Consider the following 20,252-nt stretch of genomic DNA (forward strand, 5'->3'; position numbering starts at 1 on the left):
ACATCACAGGCAACAGCACAGACGGCTATGCAGTCACTGGAACAGGCGCTGAACCGGGCGACGATGTGGTTGTCTCCGATGCTGACGGCAATCAGGTTGGCACAGGCATCATCGCTGAAGACGGCACTTACGCTGTGGATGTTGCGGCAGATGCCGTTGTTCCTGGTGAAGTTCTGACAGTACAGGCAATCGATGACGCTGGTAATTTCAGTGACCCATTGAATGTCACCGTACCGGAAGATGTCGATGATGTAGCTCCAGTTCTTGACTCGGCTGACATCACAGGCAACAGCACAGACGGCTATGCAGTCACTGGAACAGGCGCTGAACCGGGCGACGATGTGGTTGTCTCCGATGCTGACGGCAATCAGGTTGGCACAGGCATCATCGCTGAAGACGGCACCTACGCTGTGGATGTGGCCGGTGACGCTGTTGTGCCTGGCGAAGTTCTGACAGTACAGGCAATTGATGACGCTGGTAACATCAGTGATCCATTGAGTGTTACAGTACCGGAAGACCCGGATGTCACTGCACCGGTCCTTGATTCTGCAGATATTGTTGGCAACAGTACAGATGGCTATGCAGTCACTGGCGCTGGAGCTGAGCCGGGTGATGATGTAATTGTCTCCGATGCTGATGGCAACCAGGTAGGTACCGGTGTTATCGCTGATGATGGCACCTACGCGGTGGACGTCGCAGCGGATACGGTTGTACCTGGAGAGGTCCTGACGGTGCAGGCAATTGATGACGCTGGTAACATCAGTGATCCATTGAGTGTTACAGTACCGGAAGACCCGGATGAAGGGGACATTACTCCACCGGAACTCGGTGACGTGGCAATTGATGGTAATAGCACTGACGGCTACGATGTCACTGGTTCGACAGAACCAGGCGCAGCGGTTACGGTAACCGATGTCGATGGCAACGAAGTCGGCACAGGGGTAGCAGATGATGACGGTACATTTGTTGTCGATATTGATCCTGACACTGTAGTACCAGGTGAAGATCTGACAGTTGTCGCAACGGACGACGCTGGCAATGAGAGTGAACCAGCAGTTGTAACTGTACCGGAAGATCCGGATGAAGGGGACATTACTCCACCGGAACTCGGTGACGTGACGATTGATGGTAATAGCACTGACGGTTACGATGTCACTGGTTCGACAGAATCAGGCGCAGCGGTTACGGTAACCGATGTCGATGGCAACGAAGTCGGCACAGGGGTAGCAGGTGATGACGGTACATTTGTTGTCGATATTGATCCTGACACTGTAGTACCAGGCGAAGATCTGACAGTTGTCGCAACGGACGACGCTGGCAATGAGAGTGAACCAGCAGTTGTAACTGTACCGGAAGATCCGGATGATACAGATGCAGATGCAGATGCAGATGCAGATGCAGATGCCGACGCAGATGCTGATACAGATGCCGACGCGGATGCTGATGCTGACGCCGATACAGATGCCGACGCGGATGCTGATGCTGACGCCGATACAGATGCCGACGCGGATGCTGATGCTGACGCCGATGCTGATACAGATGCCGACGCGGATGCTGACGCTGACGCCGATGCTGATACAGATGCCGACGCGGATGCTGACGCTGATGCAGATGCCGACGCTGATGTCACTGCTCCTGAACTACAGGATGTAGAAGTGAAGGGGGACTATGTTGCCGGTTACAATATTTCTGGAACTACTGAGCCTGGAAGTACGTTAGTATTCACTAACGAAGCAGGTCAGGAAGTAGCACGAACAGTTGCAGACGCTGATGGGGAATTTATACAATACTTCAGTCGATACATTGTAGATGAAGATGAGAATATCTCAGTGGTTTCTATTGATGAAGCAGGAAATGCAAGTGACCCTGAAGTGGTAACTATTCCAATCACTGTACTGGAAGCTCCGAGCGCATCCAGTATCTATGAAGATGAAACATCAATAACTGGTGAAGGAATCATCGGTTCACAAGTAATAGCATTTGTAGATGGTGAAGAAGTTGGTTCTACTACAGTAAGTGCCCCATTCACTCTATTCAGCACTGTTGTTGAGAGAGAAAATGATGGTGACTTTGTAATCGAACTGGATGAAACACTTCCAGTGGGTACAGAAATCACGCTCCTTCAGATTCTTGATGACAAAGTGAGTGAGACCTCTGCAATCACTGTACTTCCATTAGACGACACTGATGCCGACGCAGATACTGATGCCGATGCAGATGCAGATGCCGACGCAGATACTGATGCCGATGCTGATGCTGATGCTGATGCCGATGCGGATGCTGATGCCGATGCGGATGCTGATGCCGATGCGGATGCTGACGCAGATGCAGACGCTGACGCTGACACCGATGCGGATGCTGACGCCGATACTGATGCCGATGCTGATGCTGACGCTGACACCGATGCGGATGCTGATACAGACGCAGATGCCGACGCCGATGCAGATGCAGATGCCGACGCCGATGCAGATGCAGATGCAGATGCTGACGCTGACACCGATGCGGATGCGGATGCTGATACAGACGCAGATGCCGATGCTGATGCCGACGCAGATGCAGATGCTGACGCTGACACCGATGCGGATGCTGATACAGACGCAGATGCCGATGCCGATGCTGACACCGATGCAGATGGTGATGGTGACACAACTGCACCAGAACTCGGTGATGTAACTATCGATGGCAATAGCGAAGATGGCTATGAAGTCGAAGGTAATACGGAACCTGGATCCACTGTAACTGTTATAGATAGTGATGGTAACGTGGTTGGTACGGATACAGCGGACGACAATGGTAACTTCAACGCAGGTGTCTCTCCTGAAGATGTAGCGCCAGGTGAAGAGCTTACTGTCATCTCAACTGATGATGCAGGCAATGTTAGTGACCCAGACACTATAACAGTCCCTGCTGATCAGGCAGTTCCGGGTGAAGGTGACTCGGATTCTGACGGCGGCGGAGAAACTGATGATATCACACCACCAACGATTGGTGATGTAACGATCGAAGGTAATTCTTCAACCGGCTACACGATCGAAGGCGAAGTCAATGAGCCGGGCAGCATTACGCTATTTGGACCTGATGGTGAGGCGCTTCATACCATCACTACAGATAGAAGTGGCACATTCGTATTCACAGTACCGAGTGATGTCGTCGACCCTGGAGATGTACTTGTTCTGAAAGCTAAGGATACTTCGGGCAACGTCAGTGAAGGTATTGAAGTGGAAGTCCCTGCGGATGAACAGGTGACAGGATCTGATAATAACACTTCCGGTTCCGGACAGGTGACTGATTCTGATGCGATTGATAAGACGGGTGGCGAAATGCTTCCGAATACAGGGGTTGCAGCAGCACCTGTAGGCATAGTGGCAACAATGCTTGTTGTCATTGGGAGTGCACTCGCATTCTTCAGAAGAAGAAAGATCTAATATTCATTGTTGCAAAGCCTGGACTTATAAAGTCCAGGCTTTTTTCTATCTGAAAAAGAATGAAGGGTTAAGGTATAATAAGTCTATGAAGGAGATGTTTTAATGAAGCGAATTCCGCCCAAACTATCAGCCAGTCTGGAACAGGCCAAGTTCAACCATATTTTCCTGGATGAAGATCATATGCTGGAAAATCGAGAAGTGATTGATTCTGAATTTGCTAACGGGACGATGGATCGTCTGAAAATACACGGTTCTGTCGTCAGAGGATGCAATTTTTCAGAGAGTACTTTCACGGATACAGATTTGCTGGATGTCCGTTTTGTAGACTGCGATCTGTCGAACGTCAATTTTTCCAAAGCATCCATCCACAGAGTGGAATTCATCAACTGCAAGCTCGTCGGCAGCCGTTTTGATGAATGTTCAATCAAAAACCTGCTATTTAAAGAATCAATTCTGAATCTGGCAGTGATGTCGGAGGGTAAACTCGAAAATATACTTTTTGAAACTTGCAGGATGGGAAGTACCGATTTCTTCGATTGCAAAATGAAGAAGGTTGTATTTGATGACTGTGAGCTGGATGAGGCCAGATTTATTGATACATCGCTCAACGGAATAGATATCAGCACTTCTCATTTCGAGACTTTCGACATAAAAAAGGAAGATTTGGAAGGCTGTATTGTATCGAGTACACAGTTGATTCAATTTGCATCGATGCTTGGACTGGTTGTCAAAAACTAAGCTGTTGCGTATAAATTGTGAAAAGGGGATGCGACATGAAGAAACAGGTTGAAGCAGTTCAGGATAAGATTGATTTTTCAGGTGCTGTTCTTGCAAAGGGGGAGAATACGGAATACCGTGCGGCATATGGATATGCTGATCGTGAAAATAAAATCAGCAATAATGTGGAAACGCGGTTCGGCATCGCTTCCGGCTGCAAGCTTTTTACTGCAATCGCTGTAAGTCAACTGGCAGAGAAGGGGCAGTTGGACTTGAATGGGAAGCTTGAGATATACCTTGATTTTGAGTTTCCACATTTTGATGATTCCATCACCATCCACCATCTTTTAACACACACCTCAGGTGTTCCGGACTATTTTGATGAGGATGAAATGGATGATTTTGAAGCATTGTGGGATGATACGCCCATGTACAGTCTGAGAAGCTTAAAGGACTTTATTCCACTGTTTGACGACAGAAAGATGAAGTTCTCTCCCGGAGATAGATTTCATTATAATAATGCCGGCTATATTCTTCTCGGCCTGGTTGTCGAGTCGGTGAGCGGAATGGCATTTGAAGACTACGTTGAGAAGTACGTCTTCAGTCGTGCAGGCATGAACAGCTCAGGCTATTTCTCGTTTGATCAATTGCCGGGGAATGTGGCTACAGGCTACATTGAGCTTGAGGACGGATCATGGAAAAGCAATATCTATTCCCTGCCGGTCAAAGGCGGGGCTGATGGTGGGGCATTCATTACAGTGGATGATATGGACCGCCTATGGGAGGCGCTGATGGCCAATATGCTTCTCGATCAGGAGTATACCGCGCTTCTGCTTGAACCTCATGCGCAGGAAGATGATACCAGTTTTTATGGATATGGTGTCTGGATTGATAAAAAGGCGGAAACGATCGAAAAGTATCACGTGATGGGATATGATCCGGGAGTCAGTTTCCACTCTGCATACTATCCGGGATCGAAGACGCGTCTGACTGTATGCGCCAACCAGTCTGAAGGTGCATATGACATCATGGAAACAATTGAAGATGTAATGGACGATAATAAAATCTAGTCAACGTGCTTTGAAAGGAGAATGATATGACTTATATCTCTCTGATATTTCTTGAGGTCATTGTGCCTCTGCTGGTTCTACTCGTCATCGGTGTCCTGCTTCAGAAGAAATTCGAATTCAGGCTGAGACCGATTGCCAACCTTCTGACATACTGTTTTCTCCCTTCTGCTGTGTTTCTGAATCTGTATGAGGCGGAAATAGATATGGGTCTGCTGGGACAGCTTGTTCTGTACCTGGTCCTGTTTGTCGGCGTGATCATTGTCTTCGGTGAACTGCTGTCACGCTTTCTGGGACTGGAGGGCGGAGAGCAGGCGGCACTTAAAAACAGTATTTCACTGATGAACTCCGGCAACTATGGCCTGCCGGTCAGCCAGCTTGTCTTCAGTGCCAACCCGGTCGGCGTGTCGGTCCAGATCATTGTGCTCGTGGTCCAGAATCTGCTGACATTTACATATGGACTCTACAATCTGAGGTCGAGTTCAAAATCACTGGTGGAAGTGATGCGTGAACTGCTGCGGCTGCCTGTCATATACGCACTGGTCGCAGCCTTCATTTTAAAAGGCTTCCAAGCAGAGGTACCGCGATTCATGATGGTGCCGATTGAACAGCTGGCTGGGGGGTTTGCGGCACTGGCTCTGCTGCTTCTTGGCATGCAGCTGGCCCAGATCGAGATCCGCTCCTTTCATAGGGTCATCGCATGGAGCGCCCTCGGGCGCCTGGTCATCGGACCTGTAGTTGCCCTGGTGCTGATACTGCTCCTTGGCATCGACGGTGTCATCGCGCAGTCTCTATTTATTGCCAGTGCGTTTCCCACATCACGAAATACTGCGACACTGGCACTCGAGTACGATGTCGAACCGGAACTGCATGCCCAGGTCGTGCTTTATTCGACCATACTCAGCAGTATTACAGTGACACTCGTCATCTATCTGTCCATGCAGCTGTTCTAGATTGATTCGGCCTTATATCGGACACATCTGTATCGTTTCATTCCCGTTTTTTTGAGGTATATGTATTATGAAACATCCATAGTCATCAAAGGAGGAAATGAATTTGGATCTTAAAGATAAAGTTGCAATTGTCACAGGTGGCGGTTCAGGTATCGGTCTCGCGACAGCGAAGGCGTTCCTTGAAAAAGGCGCAAAAGTTGTCATAGCGGACTACAACGAGGAATCTGGCAGCAAGGCAGCAGAGGATCTTTCCCAATACGGAGATGTACTATTTGAAAAGGTGGACGTATCTGAAGAAGAACAGGTTAAAAACGTCGTTGCAACGGCGGTTGAAAAGTTCGGTCGCCTGGATGTCATATTCAACAATGCTGGTATCGGTATACAGGGCGAGACACACGAATTGTCCTATGAAGATTATCATAAGGTGATCAAAGTCAATCAGGACAGTGTATTCTTCGGCTCCAAGCATGCAATTCCGGAAATGCAGAAGGTCGGTGGCGGTGCAATCATCAATACAGCTTCCATCCTCGGTAGTGTCGGTGAACCGACGGCATTTGCATACAATGCATCCAAAGGTGCTGTCAATCTGATGACGAAATCCGTAGCATTGCAGTATGCGAAAGATAATATCCGCGTCAGTGCCGTCGCACCGGGCTACGTCGAATCCGGCATGGTCAACAGAGATGCTCTGGGTGACTACTATGACAACCTCGTCGACAAACATCCGATCGGCAGACTTGGTCAGCCTGATGAAATAGCGCATGCGGTCATTTTCCTGGCCGAAAATGAATTCACTACAGGAACCACACTTCTCGTCGATGGTGGCTATACTGCCCAATAATGGACGAGATGCCATATATTTGAGAGATGCACCGGAGCGAATCGCTCCGGTGCATTTTTAGTATGCATTTCTTCCATATCAATAAAATTTAGAGAAAGTTCATAATACCTATTGCAAAACGTAACGATTACGACTATAATTTTAAAGCGTAACTATTACGAATTGACCCAAGGAGGATATTATTTATGAAGAAGCTCTATTTTGGCCTTTTCGGATTGATGCTGCTTTTTCTGACTGCCTGTGGTGGCGGCGCAGAAACCGATTCAGCAGATACTGACACAGAAGGTACTTCTGCTGAAGGGGAAGCAACCATCTATACGACTGTCTTTGCACTTAAGAGTCTGACAGAACAGATTACAGGTGACTTTGCAGATGTTCAATCCATCTACCCGAATGGTACGGATATACATACATTCGAACCGACTCAGCAGGATATGATCAAGTTTGCAGAAAGTGATCTATTCATAACGACAAATGGAGAGCTGGATACAGTATCTCAAAGCATCCTGGATACAATTGACGATCAGACTGAAAGTCTGGAAGCAGTTCAGAATACAGATCAGCTGCTCGAGTTTGCTCATGATCACGACCACGATGAAGGTGAAGATCATGGCCATGACCATGGCAGCATGGATCCCCACGTCTGGCTGGATCCGGTCATTGCAAGTAGCATGGTCGATAGTATTGAAGAAAAATTGAGTGAGATGTATCCGGATAATGCAGAGAACTTCCAGAGCAACGCAGAGGCACTTAAAGAAGACCTTGCAGGTATAGATGGTTCACTGCAGGATGTCACAGCGGATACACCGGTTGAAAATGTATATATTTCACATGAATCCATCGGGTACCTTTCCGACCGTTATGGTTTCCAGCAGGTAGGCGTTTCAGGCATCAATAACGAAGAGCCTTCACAGCAGGAACTTATCCGTATCCTGGAAGGCGTTGAATCCGACGGCGCGAAGTATCTGCTCCTGGAACAGAATATTTCCTCCAATCTGACAGATACGATTCAGAACGAAGCGGATATTGAACCAATGCAGTTCCATAACCTCGCAGTAATTATTGATGAAGACAATAATGATGCGACCTATCAGTCCTTGATGGAAGGCAACATCGAAGTATTGGATCAGGCACTGAATGACTACAATGAAGCGGAAGCTGAGAAATTGGCAGAGAATGCAGAAGCGCATTCGCATGATCACGACCACGATCATGACCATGACGACCATGGACATGCCCATATCGACAAAGATGTCTATAATGGATATTTCGAAGACGAACAGGTCGAAGACCGTGAACTGTCCGATTGGTCAGGTGACTGGCAGTCCGTCTATCCTTACCTTGAAGATGGTACTTTGGACGAAGTGTTCGAACACAAGGCTGAAGAAGGGGACATGACAGCCGAAGAGTACAAGGAATACTACACAACTGGATACCAGACGGATGTGGAACGCATCGAGATTACGGATTCAGAAATGACTTTCCATCAGAATGGCGAATCCCATACTGGTACTTATGTCAGTGAAGGCTACGAAATTCTTGAGTATGAGGCGGGCAACCGTGGCGTCAGATTTATTTTCACACTGGAAAACCCTGAAGAAGCAGATGAAGATCTGCCACGCGTTATCCAGTTCAGTGATCATGGTATCTCTCCTATGGACAGCTATCACTTCCATATCTATATGGGAGACGACAATGACACACTGCTTGAAGAAATGGATCATTGGCCGACGTACTATCCATCCGATCTTTCCGGCGACGAAGTTGCTGAAGAAATGATTGCACACTAGAACAAAAATACACCCTGAATGCTGACTTAAGCCAGCGTCCGGGGTGTATTTTTTATTGATTGATGCTAGAAGTCGTACATCGATTCCTTCTCACTGCGGATCCGCTGATACGTGTCCGTCAGCATGACCGTATCTTCGACCAGGGCATCGAGTCGGAACAGTACATCGTCATTGATGATTTCTTTATTCAGAAAGTCTTTCTCCTCAATGAATACATAGGTGCTGACTGTCTGCGCCTTCATGTAGCTCAAGATGGGCTTGAGCTGGGTTTCAGGGATGAGGAAGTGTTTCGATGTGCCGGCGGTGACGAAGAAGCTGACGATTTTTCCTGAAAGTGCATTGATCGGCAGAAGATCGAAAACATTCTTTAATGTGGCCGGGATGGAAGCCTGGAAGATGGGTGTGCCGATAATGATGGCATCCGCTTCCATGATGGTTTTTGCGATGTATCCGGTGTCGCCCTCATAATCCATATAGTTGCGGCCATCACTGAATTCGAGCGTGTAGTCCGAAAGGTCGATGAAGTTCCAGTCGACGTGCGGGTATTGGCTGGTCAGTTTTTCTGATACATATTTCATGGTAGTCCGTGTTTTCGATCCGATATTCGAGCCTGAGAGTCCTACAATCTTCATTGGTCAATCTCCTTCTTTGTATGTTTTCTGATGGCCGGGAGCACTTCATTGCCTATCCATTCAATATTGCGCATCAACTGATCGAATGGCACGCCGCCAAAGTCCATCTGGGCGATGTAGCGCTGGTGATCAAATTGTTCATGCTGATAGAGGAGTTTCTCGATGACTTCCTGCGGGCTGCCGACGTTGAGCACATTGCGTCTGTCCGCGCCCATCGCAAATCCGCGTTTCGGGAAACCGGCACCGTTTGTCAGTTTCATGCCTTCGTTGATATGGGGGTACACTTCCTTTTGCGCCTGCTGGGTGGTTTCTGCGATATGGAAGAATCCAGCGGTGGCAACAGGCAATTGTGCGGGGTCATGCCCATAATTCCTCGCCGCTTCACGATACATATCAATCGACTCCTTGAAACTCTGAGTCGGACCGGCAAGCATCGCAATCTGCATCGGTACCCCTGCGGCGCCGGCCTTGATGGCACTCGCTGAATGTCCACCGACAGCACGCCATATCGGCAGACTGCCATTGAGCGGGCGGGGGAGAACTTTGGCATTTTTCAGTGGGGGACGGAATTCGCCTTCCCAGTTGATGACTTCATTTTCATTTATTTTAAGCAGCAGATCGAACTTCTCTTCATACAGTGCCTCGTAGTCATTGAGACTGTAGCCGAGCAGGTCGAACAGGCCGATCCTGGAGGCCCTTCCGGCAATGATTTCCGCCCGACCATTTGAAATCAGATCGATGGTGGCGAAGTCTTCATATACACGTACTGGATCAAGTGTGCTGATGATGGTGGAGGAGCTGGAGATTTTTATTTTTTCAGTCGCTTGGGCAATAGCCGAGAGTACAACAGAGTGTGCCTGTGTTGTAAAGTACTCCTGGTGGCTTTCCCCGACACTGAAGAAGTCGATGCCCGCCTCTTCCGCCAGTTTGGCAAGTTCAATGATTTCATTGAGGCGCTGCTGGGCAGATATCCGCTGGCCGGTATTCGGATTCGCAAGATGGTCGCCGAGCGTGTAGAGACCAAACTCTAATCCGTTGTCTTTCTGGATGCGAAATTGTTCCATGGAAGTCTTCCTTTCGTCTAACAAGAATGTATTGATTCCATTATGTATTGTATCCGATGAAATGAGAAATAATCCGTTCGGAATTGAGTGTATGCGGCTGAAAATACTGCCAAGGACTGATTTTAATCGGGGGTGTCTGGGGATTTGACGTGTTTAATTTGCACTGAGTGTCTGCGTGAATGCAAATTGGAGGTCCAACTTTCACTGAGTGTCTGCGTGAATGCAAATTGGAGGTCCAACTTTCACTGAGTGTCTGGGTGAATGCAAGTTGGAGGTCCAACTTGCACTGAGTGCCTGGGTGAATGCAAATTGGAGGGCCAACTTGCACTGAGTGCCTGAGTGAATGCAAATTGGAGGGCCAACTTGCACTGAGTGTCTGGGTGAATGCAAATTGGAGGCCCAACTTGCACTGAGTGCTTGAGTGAATGCAAATTGGAGGCCCAACTTGCACTGAGTGTCTGGGTGAATGTAAATTGGGAATCGAACGGGCATCAGTACTCCGGACGAACGTCAATAAAAGCTCCAACTGACACTCGTATCAACTACGAACGTAAATTGGAGCAGTGGAGGGAATGTATATTTTATTTTTCTGCCAGTTTCAACATGGTTCTATAAAGCAGCTCGGTGCCTGTCGCAATGTCTTCATCTGAAGCGTACTCGGCTGGGTTATGGCTGATGCCCTCTTTGCAGCGGACGAAGATCATGCCCATGTCGCAAATATCTGCCATGTTGCTGGCGTCATGGAATGCGCCGCTCATCAGCACCGGTGGTGTAAGTCCGAGTGACTCACTTTCCTCTTTCATAATGTGTATGATATTGTCGCTCGCATCCTTTGGGGAGGTGCCACCGTCGTCGTGGATGGTGTATTCGAGATTGTGGTCGAGCGCAATCTTTTCGATGATGTTTTTCAAAGCGGCTTCATAGGTTTCGCGTCTCTGCAGATCGCTGTCTCTCAAGTCGATGGTGAATGTAACGCGTTCAGGGATGATGGAGCGGCCGCCGGGGAATACCTCGAGGCTGCCGACCGTACCGACGGAAGGTGCACCGGCTTCGGACTGGACGAGGTCGTTGAAAGCGGCAATGATATATGAAGCACCAACGAGCGGATCACGTCGCTTTTCCATGGGGACTGTACCGGCGTGGCCGGATACACCTGTAAGTTCAACTGTCAGCCACCTTGGGCCCGCAATGCCATTGACGATGCCGACCGGCTGGTCTGCTGCTTCCAGGTTCGGTCCCTGCTCGATATGCATTTCCACATAAGCCGAGATGGCTGAAGGGTCGTATTCTGATGCTTCCAACCGATCGGGATTAGCACCGAAATCAATCAGTGCCTGCCGCCTTGTGATGCCATCCTTATCCGCACGTTCCAGTTCACCGGCCTCAAGCTGTCCGGTAATGCCCCGGGAGCCGAACAGGCCGACTCCGAAACGGTGTCCTTCTTCATCACAGAACGACATGACTTCGATGGGAACATCGGGCTCGATGCCATTCTCCATCATCGTCTGGACGGCTTCCAGCCCACCAAGCACGCCAATGGTGCCATCGAAGCGACCGCCATAGGGCTGGGAATCGATATGCGAACCGAGCATGACGGAAGGTGCATCCTTCTTCTTTCCTTCAATACGCCCGATGAGGTTGCCGAAGTTGTCATAGCGGGTAGCGAGCCCGGCCTCGTCCATCCATTTTCGTACGAGATCCATGCCTGCCTTGTATGATTCGGACAGGGCCAGGCGGTTGACGCCCGTCTCTTCAATTTTTCCGATTTCACTCAGCGTATGAATGCGTTCCGATAGCCTTGATGCATTGATCATTCTACCCATTCAAGTTTCCTTTCTGCTTTTCCATGAACAGCACAACTGCAATCGTCAGTGCGACGCAGATGGGTATTTTGATCAGGCTGAAGATCGGGGCGAAAAGCACAGCCATACCGATGACCAGTGCGATGATGCCGTACTTTGGTGTGCGGTAGGCGAATTGGCCGAGTACTGCGCCGAAAATGGCGGGCAGGACGAAGCCGAACATGCCTTCTACAAATGGCGGCAGTATGGAAATGAAATAGGTGCCGCCGAGAATCATGATGACCAGTATGATGATGTTTGTCAGTGAAGCGACGGCGATGCCGAAGACGCCGGCCACTTCGGCCTTCTGGGAGCCGGGTTCTGCGCCCACTGCTTTTTGTGCTGCTGAAGAACAGGGCAGGCACATGTTTGCGATATTGCCTGTCAGAAACGCCAGATATGTACCGGCGACGCCAAGGGTAGGGTAGTAGGTGATCGGCTCCAGTATCCACATGATGCCGATGAATGATGCATATCCGAGAATGCCGGCACCAATGACACCCCAGCCGGGGTGGGCATCCATGACAAAAGAAATATAAAGTGGTGGCATGAGTGACATGATAATGATGATGAAAAGTGTCAGTCTGCCCCAGAAGTGGGACCGTTGATAAAATAGATCCATTGATGATGATCCGGCGATTCCAGGTGCTTCAGACACTGCGTTATTCAGCACGACTTGTGATTGTTCAGCTGCATTACTCATTGGAAAACCCCTCTTTTCTTCTATTATAAAATGAACGTCGTCAGGTAACCGGTTGTCATGCCGATCAGCAGTGCAAATCCGAGTGCCCATTCTTTCAGCCAGCTGAGATTTCTATGATCGGCATATTTCATCATGACGATCATGGCAGCTACCGCAACAATACCGGCGATGGTATGGCTCAGACTGGTGATCATCTGCTGGCTGGCGAGATAGGCGAAGGCGCCGATCATGGCAGCAAGAGCGATGGCGGCCATGATTTTAGGGTTGTGCTTCTGGATCTTTTCTTGAGTCCGACCCAATGATTTGGTGAACAGCATTGTAACAATCAGCCAGCCTGTGCCACCGATGAACATGGTCCACATGACAGCGGCCAGTGCTTCGATCGGAAAGGCGTCTGCACCAAGCTCCACACCAAAAGCCGAGGCACCGATGGATGCGGCACTGGATTCAGTTGCTGCGGAACCGATGATTCCGACACGCATCAAGGTAATCGGGGAACCGATCAGAGCGATGAGAGATACGAGTATGATGGCGATGCCGAATGAAGGACCGATCGAACTGATGAATCCTGCGCGGATGGCTGTTTTTACTTCAGTCGGGTTCATACCCGCGTCCCCAGCCGAACGGCTGGCGATCCATAGGAATACGATGGCCTGGAAGGCGACAATGGCGACGATGATGAAGGCGAAAACCCAGAATACCGTACTGTTTGCAATCTGTAGAATATCTCCCATAATTGAATCCTCCTATGATGTACCTCCCAGTCAGGAAGCATCCTCACTCATATAGTCGAGCACTGTAGCGATGAAAAGCTTGCCGATATCGAGCATGGCTGCTTCCTGAACGTCGAAATTCGGATGGTGGTGCGGGTAGATGTCACTTTCATCCGGCATCGCGCCACCAACCCAGGCGAATGAACCCGGCGCTTCCTTCAAGTAGTAGGCGAAGTCCTCCATGCCCATCATTGGTGCCATTTCATAGACATGGTCGGCACCGAAGAGTGTTTCAGCCACCCGGCGATAACGGGCGGTTTCGGCTGGGTCATTGACGACGGCCGGATAGCCTCTGACGTAATCTACGGTTGCTGTCGCACCGAAACCTTCACATGTCGACTTTGTGATGGATTCGATCCTTGCCTGGACATGGTCACGGACTTCCGGTTGGAACGTACGCACGGTGCCTTTCAATGTTGCAGAATCCGGAATGACGTTGAAACTGTCCCCACTGTTGAAGGAGGCGACGGTGACGACTGCTGATTTCAGAGGATCGGTCTGACGGCTGACAATCTGTTGGAGTGAACTCATCAGCTGTCCACCGATAGCGAGCGGATCCACTGTCAGATGGGGGGAAGCAGCATGTCCACCACGCCCCTGGATGGTGATTTCAAAAGTATCCCCATTTGCCATGACGGGGCCTTCGCGATAGCCGACAGTGCCTAAAGGATTGTTCGAACTGACGTGGGCACCGAATACTGCATCGACACCGTCCATGCACCCATCTTCAATCATGAATTTTGCACCGCCTGGGATGACTTCTTCAGCAAACTGGTGGATGAACACGATGGTTCCCGGCAGCTCTGCTTTATTTTCACTCAGTACTTTGGCAACGTGAAGCAGTCCGGATGTATGAATGTCGTGGCCGCATGCATGCATGACGCCATCGATCCGTGATTTGTACGGTACATCCTTCGCATCCTGTATCGGCAGTGCATCAAAGTCGGCGCGCAGTGCAACCGTCTTTCCCGGCTTCCCGCCTTTCAGAGTGCCGACAACACCCCTTGAACCGACTTCAGTTCTGACATCAAGTCCAAGGTCTGTGAGGAAGTCTGCGACCTTCTTTGGTGTATCGACCTCGTGGTGGGATAGTTCCGGGTACATATGTAGATCTCTGCGGAAATCAACCATATCTGAATAGAGCGCTTCAAGACGTTCAAAAAGTTGTGCTTGCAAAACATCATCTCCATTTCTGAATTAATATATTATTCAGAATAATCAACATTAATGCGCCTGTCAAATCCATGTAAGGTATTCTTATACATCGTCTGAATTCCATGCGATTGGGAATTACGTTTTGAATTTGGTAGAATGAAGGTATAATACATGCATTTTCAAAGGGAAGGGATCATATGAAAGAAAGTGGATGGCAATTGGAACATAGCTATGCGGGCCTGCCGGATGTGTTCTACAAAGAGACGCAGCCGGAGACTGCAGAGTTTCCCGAGATCGTCCTGTTCAATTGGAATTTGGCAAAGTCGCTTGGACTGGATCCGAGAAACCTCCAATTGGAATCAAGTGAAGTATTTTCTGGAAACAGGATTCCGGATGGCGGACTGCCGATTGCGCAGGCGTATGCCGGCCATCAGTTCGGCAACTTCACCATGCTGGGTGATGGACGTGCAATCCTGCTCGGCGAACAGATCACACCGGAGGGCAGGCGTGTGGACATTCAGTTGAAAGGCGCTGGCCGGACAGTCTTCTCCCGAATGGGTGATGGCCGTTCACCACTTGGGCCGATGCTGCGTGAATACATCATCAGCGAGGCCATGCATGCGCTCGACATTCCGTCGACCCGGGGACTTGCACTGGTAACAACAGGGGAAGCAGTCAGCCGTGACCGCATGCTGCCGGGTGCAGTACTCACACGGGTGGCAGCAAGCCATTTGCGGGTCGGGACATTCGAATATGCAGCGCGTCTGGAAGATGCGTCTCATATCAGAACGCTGGCCGACTATGCCATGGAGCGTCATTATCCCGAAATTGAAGTGCCAGACAAATACCTGAAATTCCTCGATGCAGTCATCGACCGCCAGGCTGCACTCATCAGCAGATGGCAGCTTGTCGGATTTATTCATGGTGTGATGAACACTGATAATATGACCATCAGCGGAGAGACGATCGACTATGGCCCTTGTGCTTTCATGGATATGTATGATCCGGAGACCGTATTCAGTTCGATTGATGTCAATAAACGCTACAGATACCGTAATCAGCCCGGCATTGCACAATGGAACCTTGCGCGACTTGCCGAAACACTGCTGCCGCTGATCCATGATGACAAGGAGGAAGCGATGAAGATTGCACAAGCTTCCCTGGGGAACTTCGGCAAGCTGTATAATAATTACTGGCAGTCAGGCATGAGAAGAAAGATAGGACTGGTCGGTGGAGAAGAAATTGATGACAGTCTGGCGAACGAACTGCTTGATCTGATGCATCAGTATAAGGCGGATTTTACGAAGACATTCAGAATGCTGTCGCTCGATGCACTGGAAGATATGCCGCTATACGCGACCGAAGCATTCAAGAACTGGTATGAGAGGTGGCAAGAGCGCCTGGAGTCACAGAGACTCCCTGTCGAATCGGCATACGAACAGATGCGCAGCGTCAATCCTGCTGTCATTCCGCGCAACCATCTGGTGGAAGAAGCATTGGATGCTGCAGTCGAAAACGGAGACTTCACCAAGGCATCCAAGCTGATTGAAGTGCTGAGCAGTCCGTTTGAAGATGGGCACGATAGAATGTTCAAGGAGCCGCCGGAAGATGAAGAAAGAGTGCACATGACGTACTGCGGCACATGATGCATATTATATGAAGAAAAGCGTATTCATCAGGTTCGATGAATACGCTTTTTGTGCAGGGTTCTGGTTTTTATTTGACGGGGCCGGTTTGGGATGCCATTCGTCCGGCCCGCGAGTGTCAATAACGCACCGACATTCCATCCAACCCTCATTTTCTTCGTCTGACGTTAAAGAAGTCGCCGCCTTTTTTCTTTTCATCATCTGTGCCCCAGTCGACAACTTCGGATTTCTTCAATAGATGGGGAATATGCTTTGAGCAGTGGATATAGGCTTCGTCCACCCGGATGACCACCCAACGTTCGGCGCGGCCATCTTCTTCCTGTTGCAGCCTCTGGATGGTGTCGTCATCAATGCCGAGTGATGCGAGCGATTCATCTTCCAGAATTTCTGCAGTGCCGTTGACGTGGAGTCCGATATGGTGGGTATGGAAATCGATGAACATCAGACCGATATGGGGGTTTTCGCTGATATTGCCGAGACTGGCCATGACCCCGTTGCCACGGTACTCGGGGTAGAACAGTGTGCGTTCATCAAGTACCCTGACAAATCCGGGGTTGCCCGCACGGAAGGTGTTGTCACAATTGCCCTCGCTGTCTGATGTAGCCACAAAAGCCATCTCCTGTTCCGAGATGAATTGTGCCATATCCGTATTCAGATGATCGAGCACCTGGTTATTATAGAATGCTTCGGCACGCCGCTTTGTGCCATACTTCGACTGAAGATTGCGTTCTCCTTGAGACATGTTACTTTCCTTTCTGAATGCAGCCATGAAAAAGGTGGGCACAAATCTTGAAAGATTGTGTGCTCACCTGTATGACTAGAGTAGTTTTTCGATATCTTTTTTCATTTTCAAAGGAGACGTCGTCGGTGCCGTACGTGTGACGACGTTACCGTCACGATCGATGAGGAACTTGGTGAAATTCCATTTGATCTTATCTCCCATCATGCCTTTGGATTCACTTCTCAGGTGCTTGAAAAGGGGATGGGCGTCATCACCATTGACGTCGATGATTTCGTGGATATCGAATGTGACACCATGGTTGATGCGGCATGCTTCCTCGGCATCTTCATCGGAGCCCGGCTCCTGATTGTTGAACTGGTTGGATGGAAACCCGAGTACGACGAGGTCCTGCTCCTTGTATTCCTTATGGAGCGTTTCCAGCTCATCATACTGTCCACGCAGACCGCATTTGCTTGCGGTGTTGGCAATCAGAATCGGTTTGCCTTTGTACTTGTCGAGTGAATATGCTTCACCGTTCGCTTTTTTAACACTTATATCATATATACTCATACGAATGCTCCTTTAGGGATGATATTCATATTATATGTAATCCAGGACGCAAGCTCCATCATTTCGGCTTACACCCGGGATCATCTCGTCATCCCATCTGTCTGTCGGACTCGGGATAGGAGAAGAAGGCTGCACGGCTTTTATTGGAATAGCCACAGTTCATGCATACATACTTGTGTGCCTTACCATTAAGAAAGCATTTGACAATATCCTTATGCGTGCAGCTCTCTTGGCTTTTGAGCTGATTATTTTCCTTTTTCTGTTCAAGCAGCCTGTCAATCTGCTCGCTTGAATACTTTTCCATTTTTCTGCCTCCTATTCGCATGAGTAAGTGTTTATATAGACATTCTTCTATATGGTGATAGTCATATATAACCGATTTGCAGGGTGTTTAATCATTCCATGGTGATTTTTTACAATATGAATTATTTCAAATTTATAGAAAATAAATTACATTGCTCGAATTTTAGTCTTATCCGGGAACCGGCTGTTATGCTATGATATATTCTAAATACTCGGAAAATAGACAGGGGAGATGCTGATGACGGCCGAGATGATTTTTGTCGCCATGATGATTGTGCTGATGCTGCTTGGGCTGCTTTTTGAAATTGCACGTGCGGATCTGATTGTCTTCTTCTTTCTGGTTGTCTTCCTGCTGACAGGCGTCATTTCCACGGATCAGACGCTCAGTGGCTTTTCCAACGAGGGGATGCTGACGGTACTGCTGCTGTTTGTCGTAGCCGGTGCCATACAGAAGCATGGCATCATCGAAAATTACATCGACCGCCTGCTGAAGAAGCATAGGGGCCCGAAACGCTCGATGATCAAATTGCTTGCGCCGGTCGCACTTTTTTCCGGGTTCCTGAACAATACACCGATCGTTGTGACGCTGACTCCGATCATCAAGAAATGGTGCCAGAAAAACGACATCGCACCGTCTAAATTCCTCATCCCGCTTTCCTATGTCACGATACTTGGTGGGACGATGACACTGATCGGAACGTCGACGAATCTTGTTGTACATGGTCTCCTGATCCAGTCGGGTCGTGAAGGCTTCGGTTTCTTCCAGCTGACTGTTGTCGGTGTGCCGATTGCGATCGCTGGCATGGTCTATATTTTCACGCTGGGCTACAGACTGCTGCCCGATACACTCGGTGCGAAAGAGCAGATCCGTGAAGAAGTGAAGGAATTTCTCGCCGAGGCAGTGATTGAGAAAGAATTCGAGCATGTGGGCAGGCAGGTGGTCGAGGCTGTCGATGTTTCCTTGAAAGGCATATATATCATCGAAATTCTGAGAGGGGACTCGCGCATCTTTCCGGTAACACCGACCACTGTGATCGAGGAGGGTGACCATCTTTTATTTTCAGGGACGCTGAATACCATTGCTGCTGTGCAGAAGCAGAAGGGCATTACGCTGATCACCGGGACCGACCAGACGCTTGATAGTCTGATGGATGACGAATTCGAGCTGATTGAAGCGGTCATCTCCCACCAGTCGGGACTGGTATCGAAATCTGTCAGATCCACGCGTTTCAGCACGAGATACAATGCGGGCGTCATAGCTGTGCACAGGAATAATGAAAGAATAAAGAGCCGGGTCGGCGATATCATATTCAAACCTGGCGACACGGTGCTGCTGCTTGCCGGAAAGAACTTTCTGGAACAGCATATGCATGAAAATGACTTCTATGTCGTCACGTCGCTTGCACCGCCGGAAGCATTGCACCAGAGTAGTGCGAAAGGTTGGGGCGGCCTTGCCCTGCTGCTGATCATGATCGCTTCCGTCACGATCGGCATACTGTCGATGTTCGAGGCCATGCTGATCACCGTAGTGCTGCTGATGCTGTTCAAGTTCATCGATGCGGATGAGGTGCTGAGCTATATCCAGTTCAACGTCATCCTGCTTATTGCCAGCGCCTTTGGTGTCGGAGCCGCCATGACGGAGTCAGGCCTTGCACAGTTTCTGGCTGAGAACATGCTGGCGGTTGCAAGACCGCTTGGTGCCATAGGCATCATCGCAATTCTGTATATCATGACGAACATCTTTACAGAGCTGATCACCAATACGGGTGCCGCTGTCCTGATGTTCCCGATTGCGATGGAGATGGCCATGCAGATGGATATGGACTATATGGGCCTTGTCGTCACAATTGCAATCGCGGCTTCGGCAAGCTTCATCACGCCGATCGGCTATCAGACGAACCTGATCGTCTACGGTCCCGGCGGCTATAGGTTTACCGACTACATCAAAGTTGGTGTACCATTATCATTGATGACCATGATCATTTCGACGCTGATCATCCATGCAGTATGGTTCTGAAATAAATAATACGGAGAAGGAAAGGATCGAAGGC

Annotated in this window: 17 protein-coding genes; 8 read left to right on the forward strand and 9 right to left on the reverse strand. The window is 49.3% G+C overall.

The annotated features are described in order from the left end of the window. From GQ671_RS00005 to GQ671_RS00030, 6 genes are all read left to right on the forward strand, one after another. Positions 1–3,425: Ig-like domain-containing protein (locus GQ671_RS00005; protein ID WP_160650722.1), on the forward strand; the 3,425-nt coding region annotated here is incomplete at its 5' end. 102 nt (positions 3,426–3,527) lie between these two features. Next, positions 3,528–4,163 carry a pentapeptide repeat-containing protein gene (locus GQ671_RS00010; protein ID WP_160650725.1) on the forward strand — a complete coding sequence of 212 codons (636 nt, stop codon included), beginning with the start codon at positions 3,528–3,530 and terminating at the stop codon, positions 4,161–4,163. Positions 4,164–4,198: 35 nt separating this feature from the next. Further along, positions 4,199–5,212, forward strand: a complete 1,014-nt coding sequence (locus tag GQ671_RS00015) for a serine hydrolase domain-containing protein (RefSeq protein ID WP_160650728.1) — start codon at positions 4,199–4,201, stop codon at positions 5,210–5,212. 26 nt (positions 5,213–5,238) lie between these two features. Continuing rightward, positions 5,239–6,162 (forward strand): AEC family transporter, encoded by a 924-nt coding sequence (locus tag GQ671_RS00020; protein ID WP_160650730.1) that lies wholly within the window; start codon positions 5,239–5,241, stop codon positions 6,160–6,162. Between the two features lie 103 nt (positions 6,163–6,265). Continuing rightward, positions 6,266–7,003 (forward strand): SDR family NAD(P)-dependent oxidoreductase, encoded by a 738-nt coding sequence (locus tag GQ671_RS00025; RefSeq protein WP_160650733.1) that lies wholly within the window; start codon positions 6,266–6,268, stop codon positions 7,001–7,003. 185 nt (positions 7,004–7,188) lie between these two features. Then, a complete protein-coding gene (locus GQ671_RS00030; protein ID WP_160650735.1) occupies positions 7,189–8,793 on the forward strand; it encodes a metal ABC transporter solute-binding protein, Zn/Mn family in 1,605 nt (534 codons plus the stop codon). Positions 8,794–8,858: 65 nt separating this feature from the next. Here the strand turns inward: GQ671_RS00030 and GQ671_RS00035 are convergent, their stop codons facing one another. The 6 genes from GQ671_RS00035 to GQ671_RS00060 all read right to left on the reverse strand — a co-directional run bounded on the left by GQ671_RS00035 (position 8,859) and on the right by GQ671_RS00060 (position 14,982). Further along, positions 8,859–9,425: an NADPH-dependent FMN reductase gene (locus tag GQ671_RS00035; RefSeq protein ID WP_160650738.1), complete on the reverse strand. Its 567-nt coding sequence runs from the start codon at positions 9,423–9,425 to the stop codon at positions 8,859–8,861. Beyond that, entirely contained in the window at positions 9,422–10,489 is a 1,068-nt protein-coding gene (locus GQ671_RS00040; RefSeq protein ID WP_160650741.1) for an LLM class flavin-dependent oxidoreductase, read from the reverse strand. The genes GQ671_RS00035 and GQ671_RS00040 overlap by 4 nt, the downstream gene beginning before the upstream one ends. Positions 10,490–11,070: 581 nt before the next feature. After that, on the reverse strand, positions 11,071–12,312 hold the full coding sequence (locus tag GQ671_RS00045; protein WP_160650744.1) for a Zn-dependent hydrolase: 1,242 nt from the start codon (positions 12,310–12,312) through the stop codon (positions 11,071–11,073). Continuing rightward, positions 12,305–13,033 carry a small-conductance mechanosensitive channel gene (locus tag GQ671_RS00050; protein ID WP_246153058.1) on the reverse strand — a complete coding sequence of 243 codons (729 nt, stop codon included), beginning with the start codon at positions 13,031–13,033 and terminating at the stop codon, positions 12,305–12,307. Before GQ671_RS00050 ends, GQ671_RS00045 begins: the two co-directional genes overlap by 8 nt. Positions 13,034–13,056: 23 nt before the next feature. After that, complete coding sequence (locus GQ671_RS00055) at positions 13,057–13,767, reverse strand: DUF5058 family protein (RefSeq protein ID WP_160650746.1); 711 nt, start codon at positions 13,765–13,767, stop codon at positions 13,057–13,059. A 30-nt stretch (positions 13,768–13,797) separates the two neighbouring features. Further along, entirely contained in the window at positions 13,798–14,982 is a 1,185-nt protein-coding gene (locus GQ671_RS00060) for a M20 metallopeptidase family protein (protein ID WP_281354823.1), read from the reverse strand. Positions 14,983–15,158: 176 nt separating this feature from the next. Here GQ671_RS00060 and GQ671_RS00065 point away from each other — a divergent pair, with 176 nt between their 5' ends. Further along, the gene (locus GQ671_RS00065; protein ID WP_160650749.1) at positions 15,159–16,607 is read left to right on the forward strand and encodes a protein adenylyltransferase SelO; all 1,449 of its coding nucleotides are present in this window, start codon (positions 15,159–15,161) and stop codon (positions 16,605–16,607) included. Positions 16,608–16,755: 148 nt separating this feature from the next. On the opposite strand, the gene GQ671_RS00070 is transcribed toward GQ671_RS00065, so the two are convergent. From GQ671_RS00070 to GQ671_RS00080, 3 genes are all read right to left on the reverse strand, one after another. Beyond that, positions 16,756–17,376 carry a pyridoxamine 5'-phosphate oxidase family protein gene (locus GQ671_RS00070; protein WP_246153060.1) on the reverse strand — a complete coding sequence of 207 codons (621 nt, stop codon included), beginning with the start codon at positions 17,374–17,376 and terminating at the stop codon, positions 16,756–16,758. Positions 17,377–17,424: 48 nt separating this feature from the next. Then, the gene (locus GQ671_RS00075; protein ID WP_160650752.1) at positions 17,425–17,898 is read right to left on the reverse strand and encodes a glutathione peroxidase; all 474 of its coding nucleotides are present in this window, start codon (positions 17,896–17,898) and stop codon (positions 17,425–17,427) included. Positions 17,899–17,986: 88 nt separating this feature from the next. Further along, entirely contained in the window at positions 17,987–18,202 is a 216-nt protein-coding gene (locus GQ671_RS00080; protein ID WP_160650755.1) for a hypothetical protein, read from the reverse strand. A 237-nt stretch (positions 18,203–18,439) separates the two neighbouring features. On the opposite strand from GQ671_RS00080, the gene GQ671_RS00085 reads away from it, so the two are divergent. Further along, positions 18,440–20,218, forward strand: a complete 1,779-nt coding sequence (locus GQ671_RS00085; protein ID WP_160650758.1) for an SLC13 family permease — start codon at positions 18,440–18,442, stop codon at positions 20,216–20,218. The last annotated feature ends 34 nt before the right edge of the window (positions 20,219–20,252 follow it).

The sequence above is a fragment of the Salinicoccus hispanicus genome, assembly GCF_009831115.1.
GTDB classification, from domain to species: Bacteria; Bacillota; Bacilli; order Staphylococcales; family Salinicoccaceae; genus Salinicoccus; species Salinicoccus hispanicus.

Excerpts from the sequence above, each read along its gene's own strand:
- GQ671_RS00010 (WP_160650725.1), top strand. The coding sequence starts at position 3,528 with ATGAAGCGAATTCCGCCCAAACTATCAGCCAGTCTGGAACAGGCCAAG.
- GQ671_RS00015 (WP_160650728.1), top strand. The coding sequence starts at position 4,199 with ATGAAGAAACAGGTTGAAGCAGTTCAGGATAAGATTGATTTTTCAGGT.
- GQ671_RS00020 (WP_160650730.1), top strand. The coding sequence starts at position 5,239 with ATGACTTATATCTCTCTGATATTTCTTGAGGTCATTGTGCCTCTGCTG.
- GQ671_RS00030 (WP_160650735.1), top strand. The coding sequence starts at position 7,189 with ATGAAGAAGCTCTATTTTGGCCTTTTCGGATTGATGCTGCTTTTTCTG.
- GQ671_RS00035 (WP_160650738.1), bottom strand. The coding sequence starts at position 9,425 with ATGAAGATTGTAGGACTCTCAGGCTCGAATATCGGATCGAAAACACGG.
- GQ671_RS00040 (WP_160650741.1), bottom strand. The coding sequence starts at position 10,489 with ATGGAACAATTTCGCATCCAGAAAGACAACGGATTAGAGTTTGGTCTC.
- GQ671_RS00045 (WP_160650744.1), bottom strand. The coding sequence starts at position 12,312 with ATGGGTAGAATGATCAATGCATCAAGGCTATCGGAACGCATTCATACG.
- GQ671_RS00050 (WP_246153058.1), bottom strand. The coding sequence starts at position 13,033 with ATGAGTAATGCAGCTGAACAATCACAAGTCGTGCTGAATAACGCAGTG.
- GQ671_RS00055 (WP_160650746.1), bottom strand. The coding sequence starts at position 13,767 with ATGGGAGATATTCTACAGATTGCAAACAGTACGGTATTCTGGGTTTTC.
- GQ671_RS00065 (WP_160650749.1), top strand. The coding sequence starts at position 15,159 with ATGAAAGAAAGTGGATGGCAATTGGAACATAGCTATGCGGGCCTGCCG.
- GQ671_RS00070 (WP_246153060.1), bottom strand. The coding sequence starts at position 17,376 with ATGGCTGCATTCAGAAAGGAAAGTAACATGTCTCAAGGAGAACGCAAT.
- GQ671_RS00075 (WP_160650752.1), bottom strand. The coding sequence starts at position 17,898 with ATGAGTATATATGATATAAGTGTTAAAAAAGCGAACGGTGAAGCATAT.
- GQ671_RS00080 (WP_160650755.1), bottom strand. The coding sequence starts at position 18,202 with ATGGAAAAGTATTCAAGCGAGCAGATTGACAGGCTGCTTGAACAGAAA.
- GQ671_RS00085 (WP_160650758.1), top strand. The coding sequence starts at position 18,440 with ATGACGGCCGAGATGATTTTTGTCGCCATGATGATTGTGCTGATGCTG.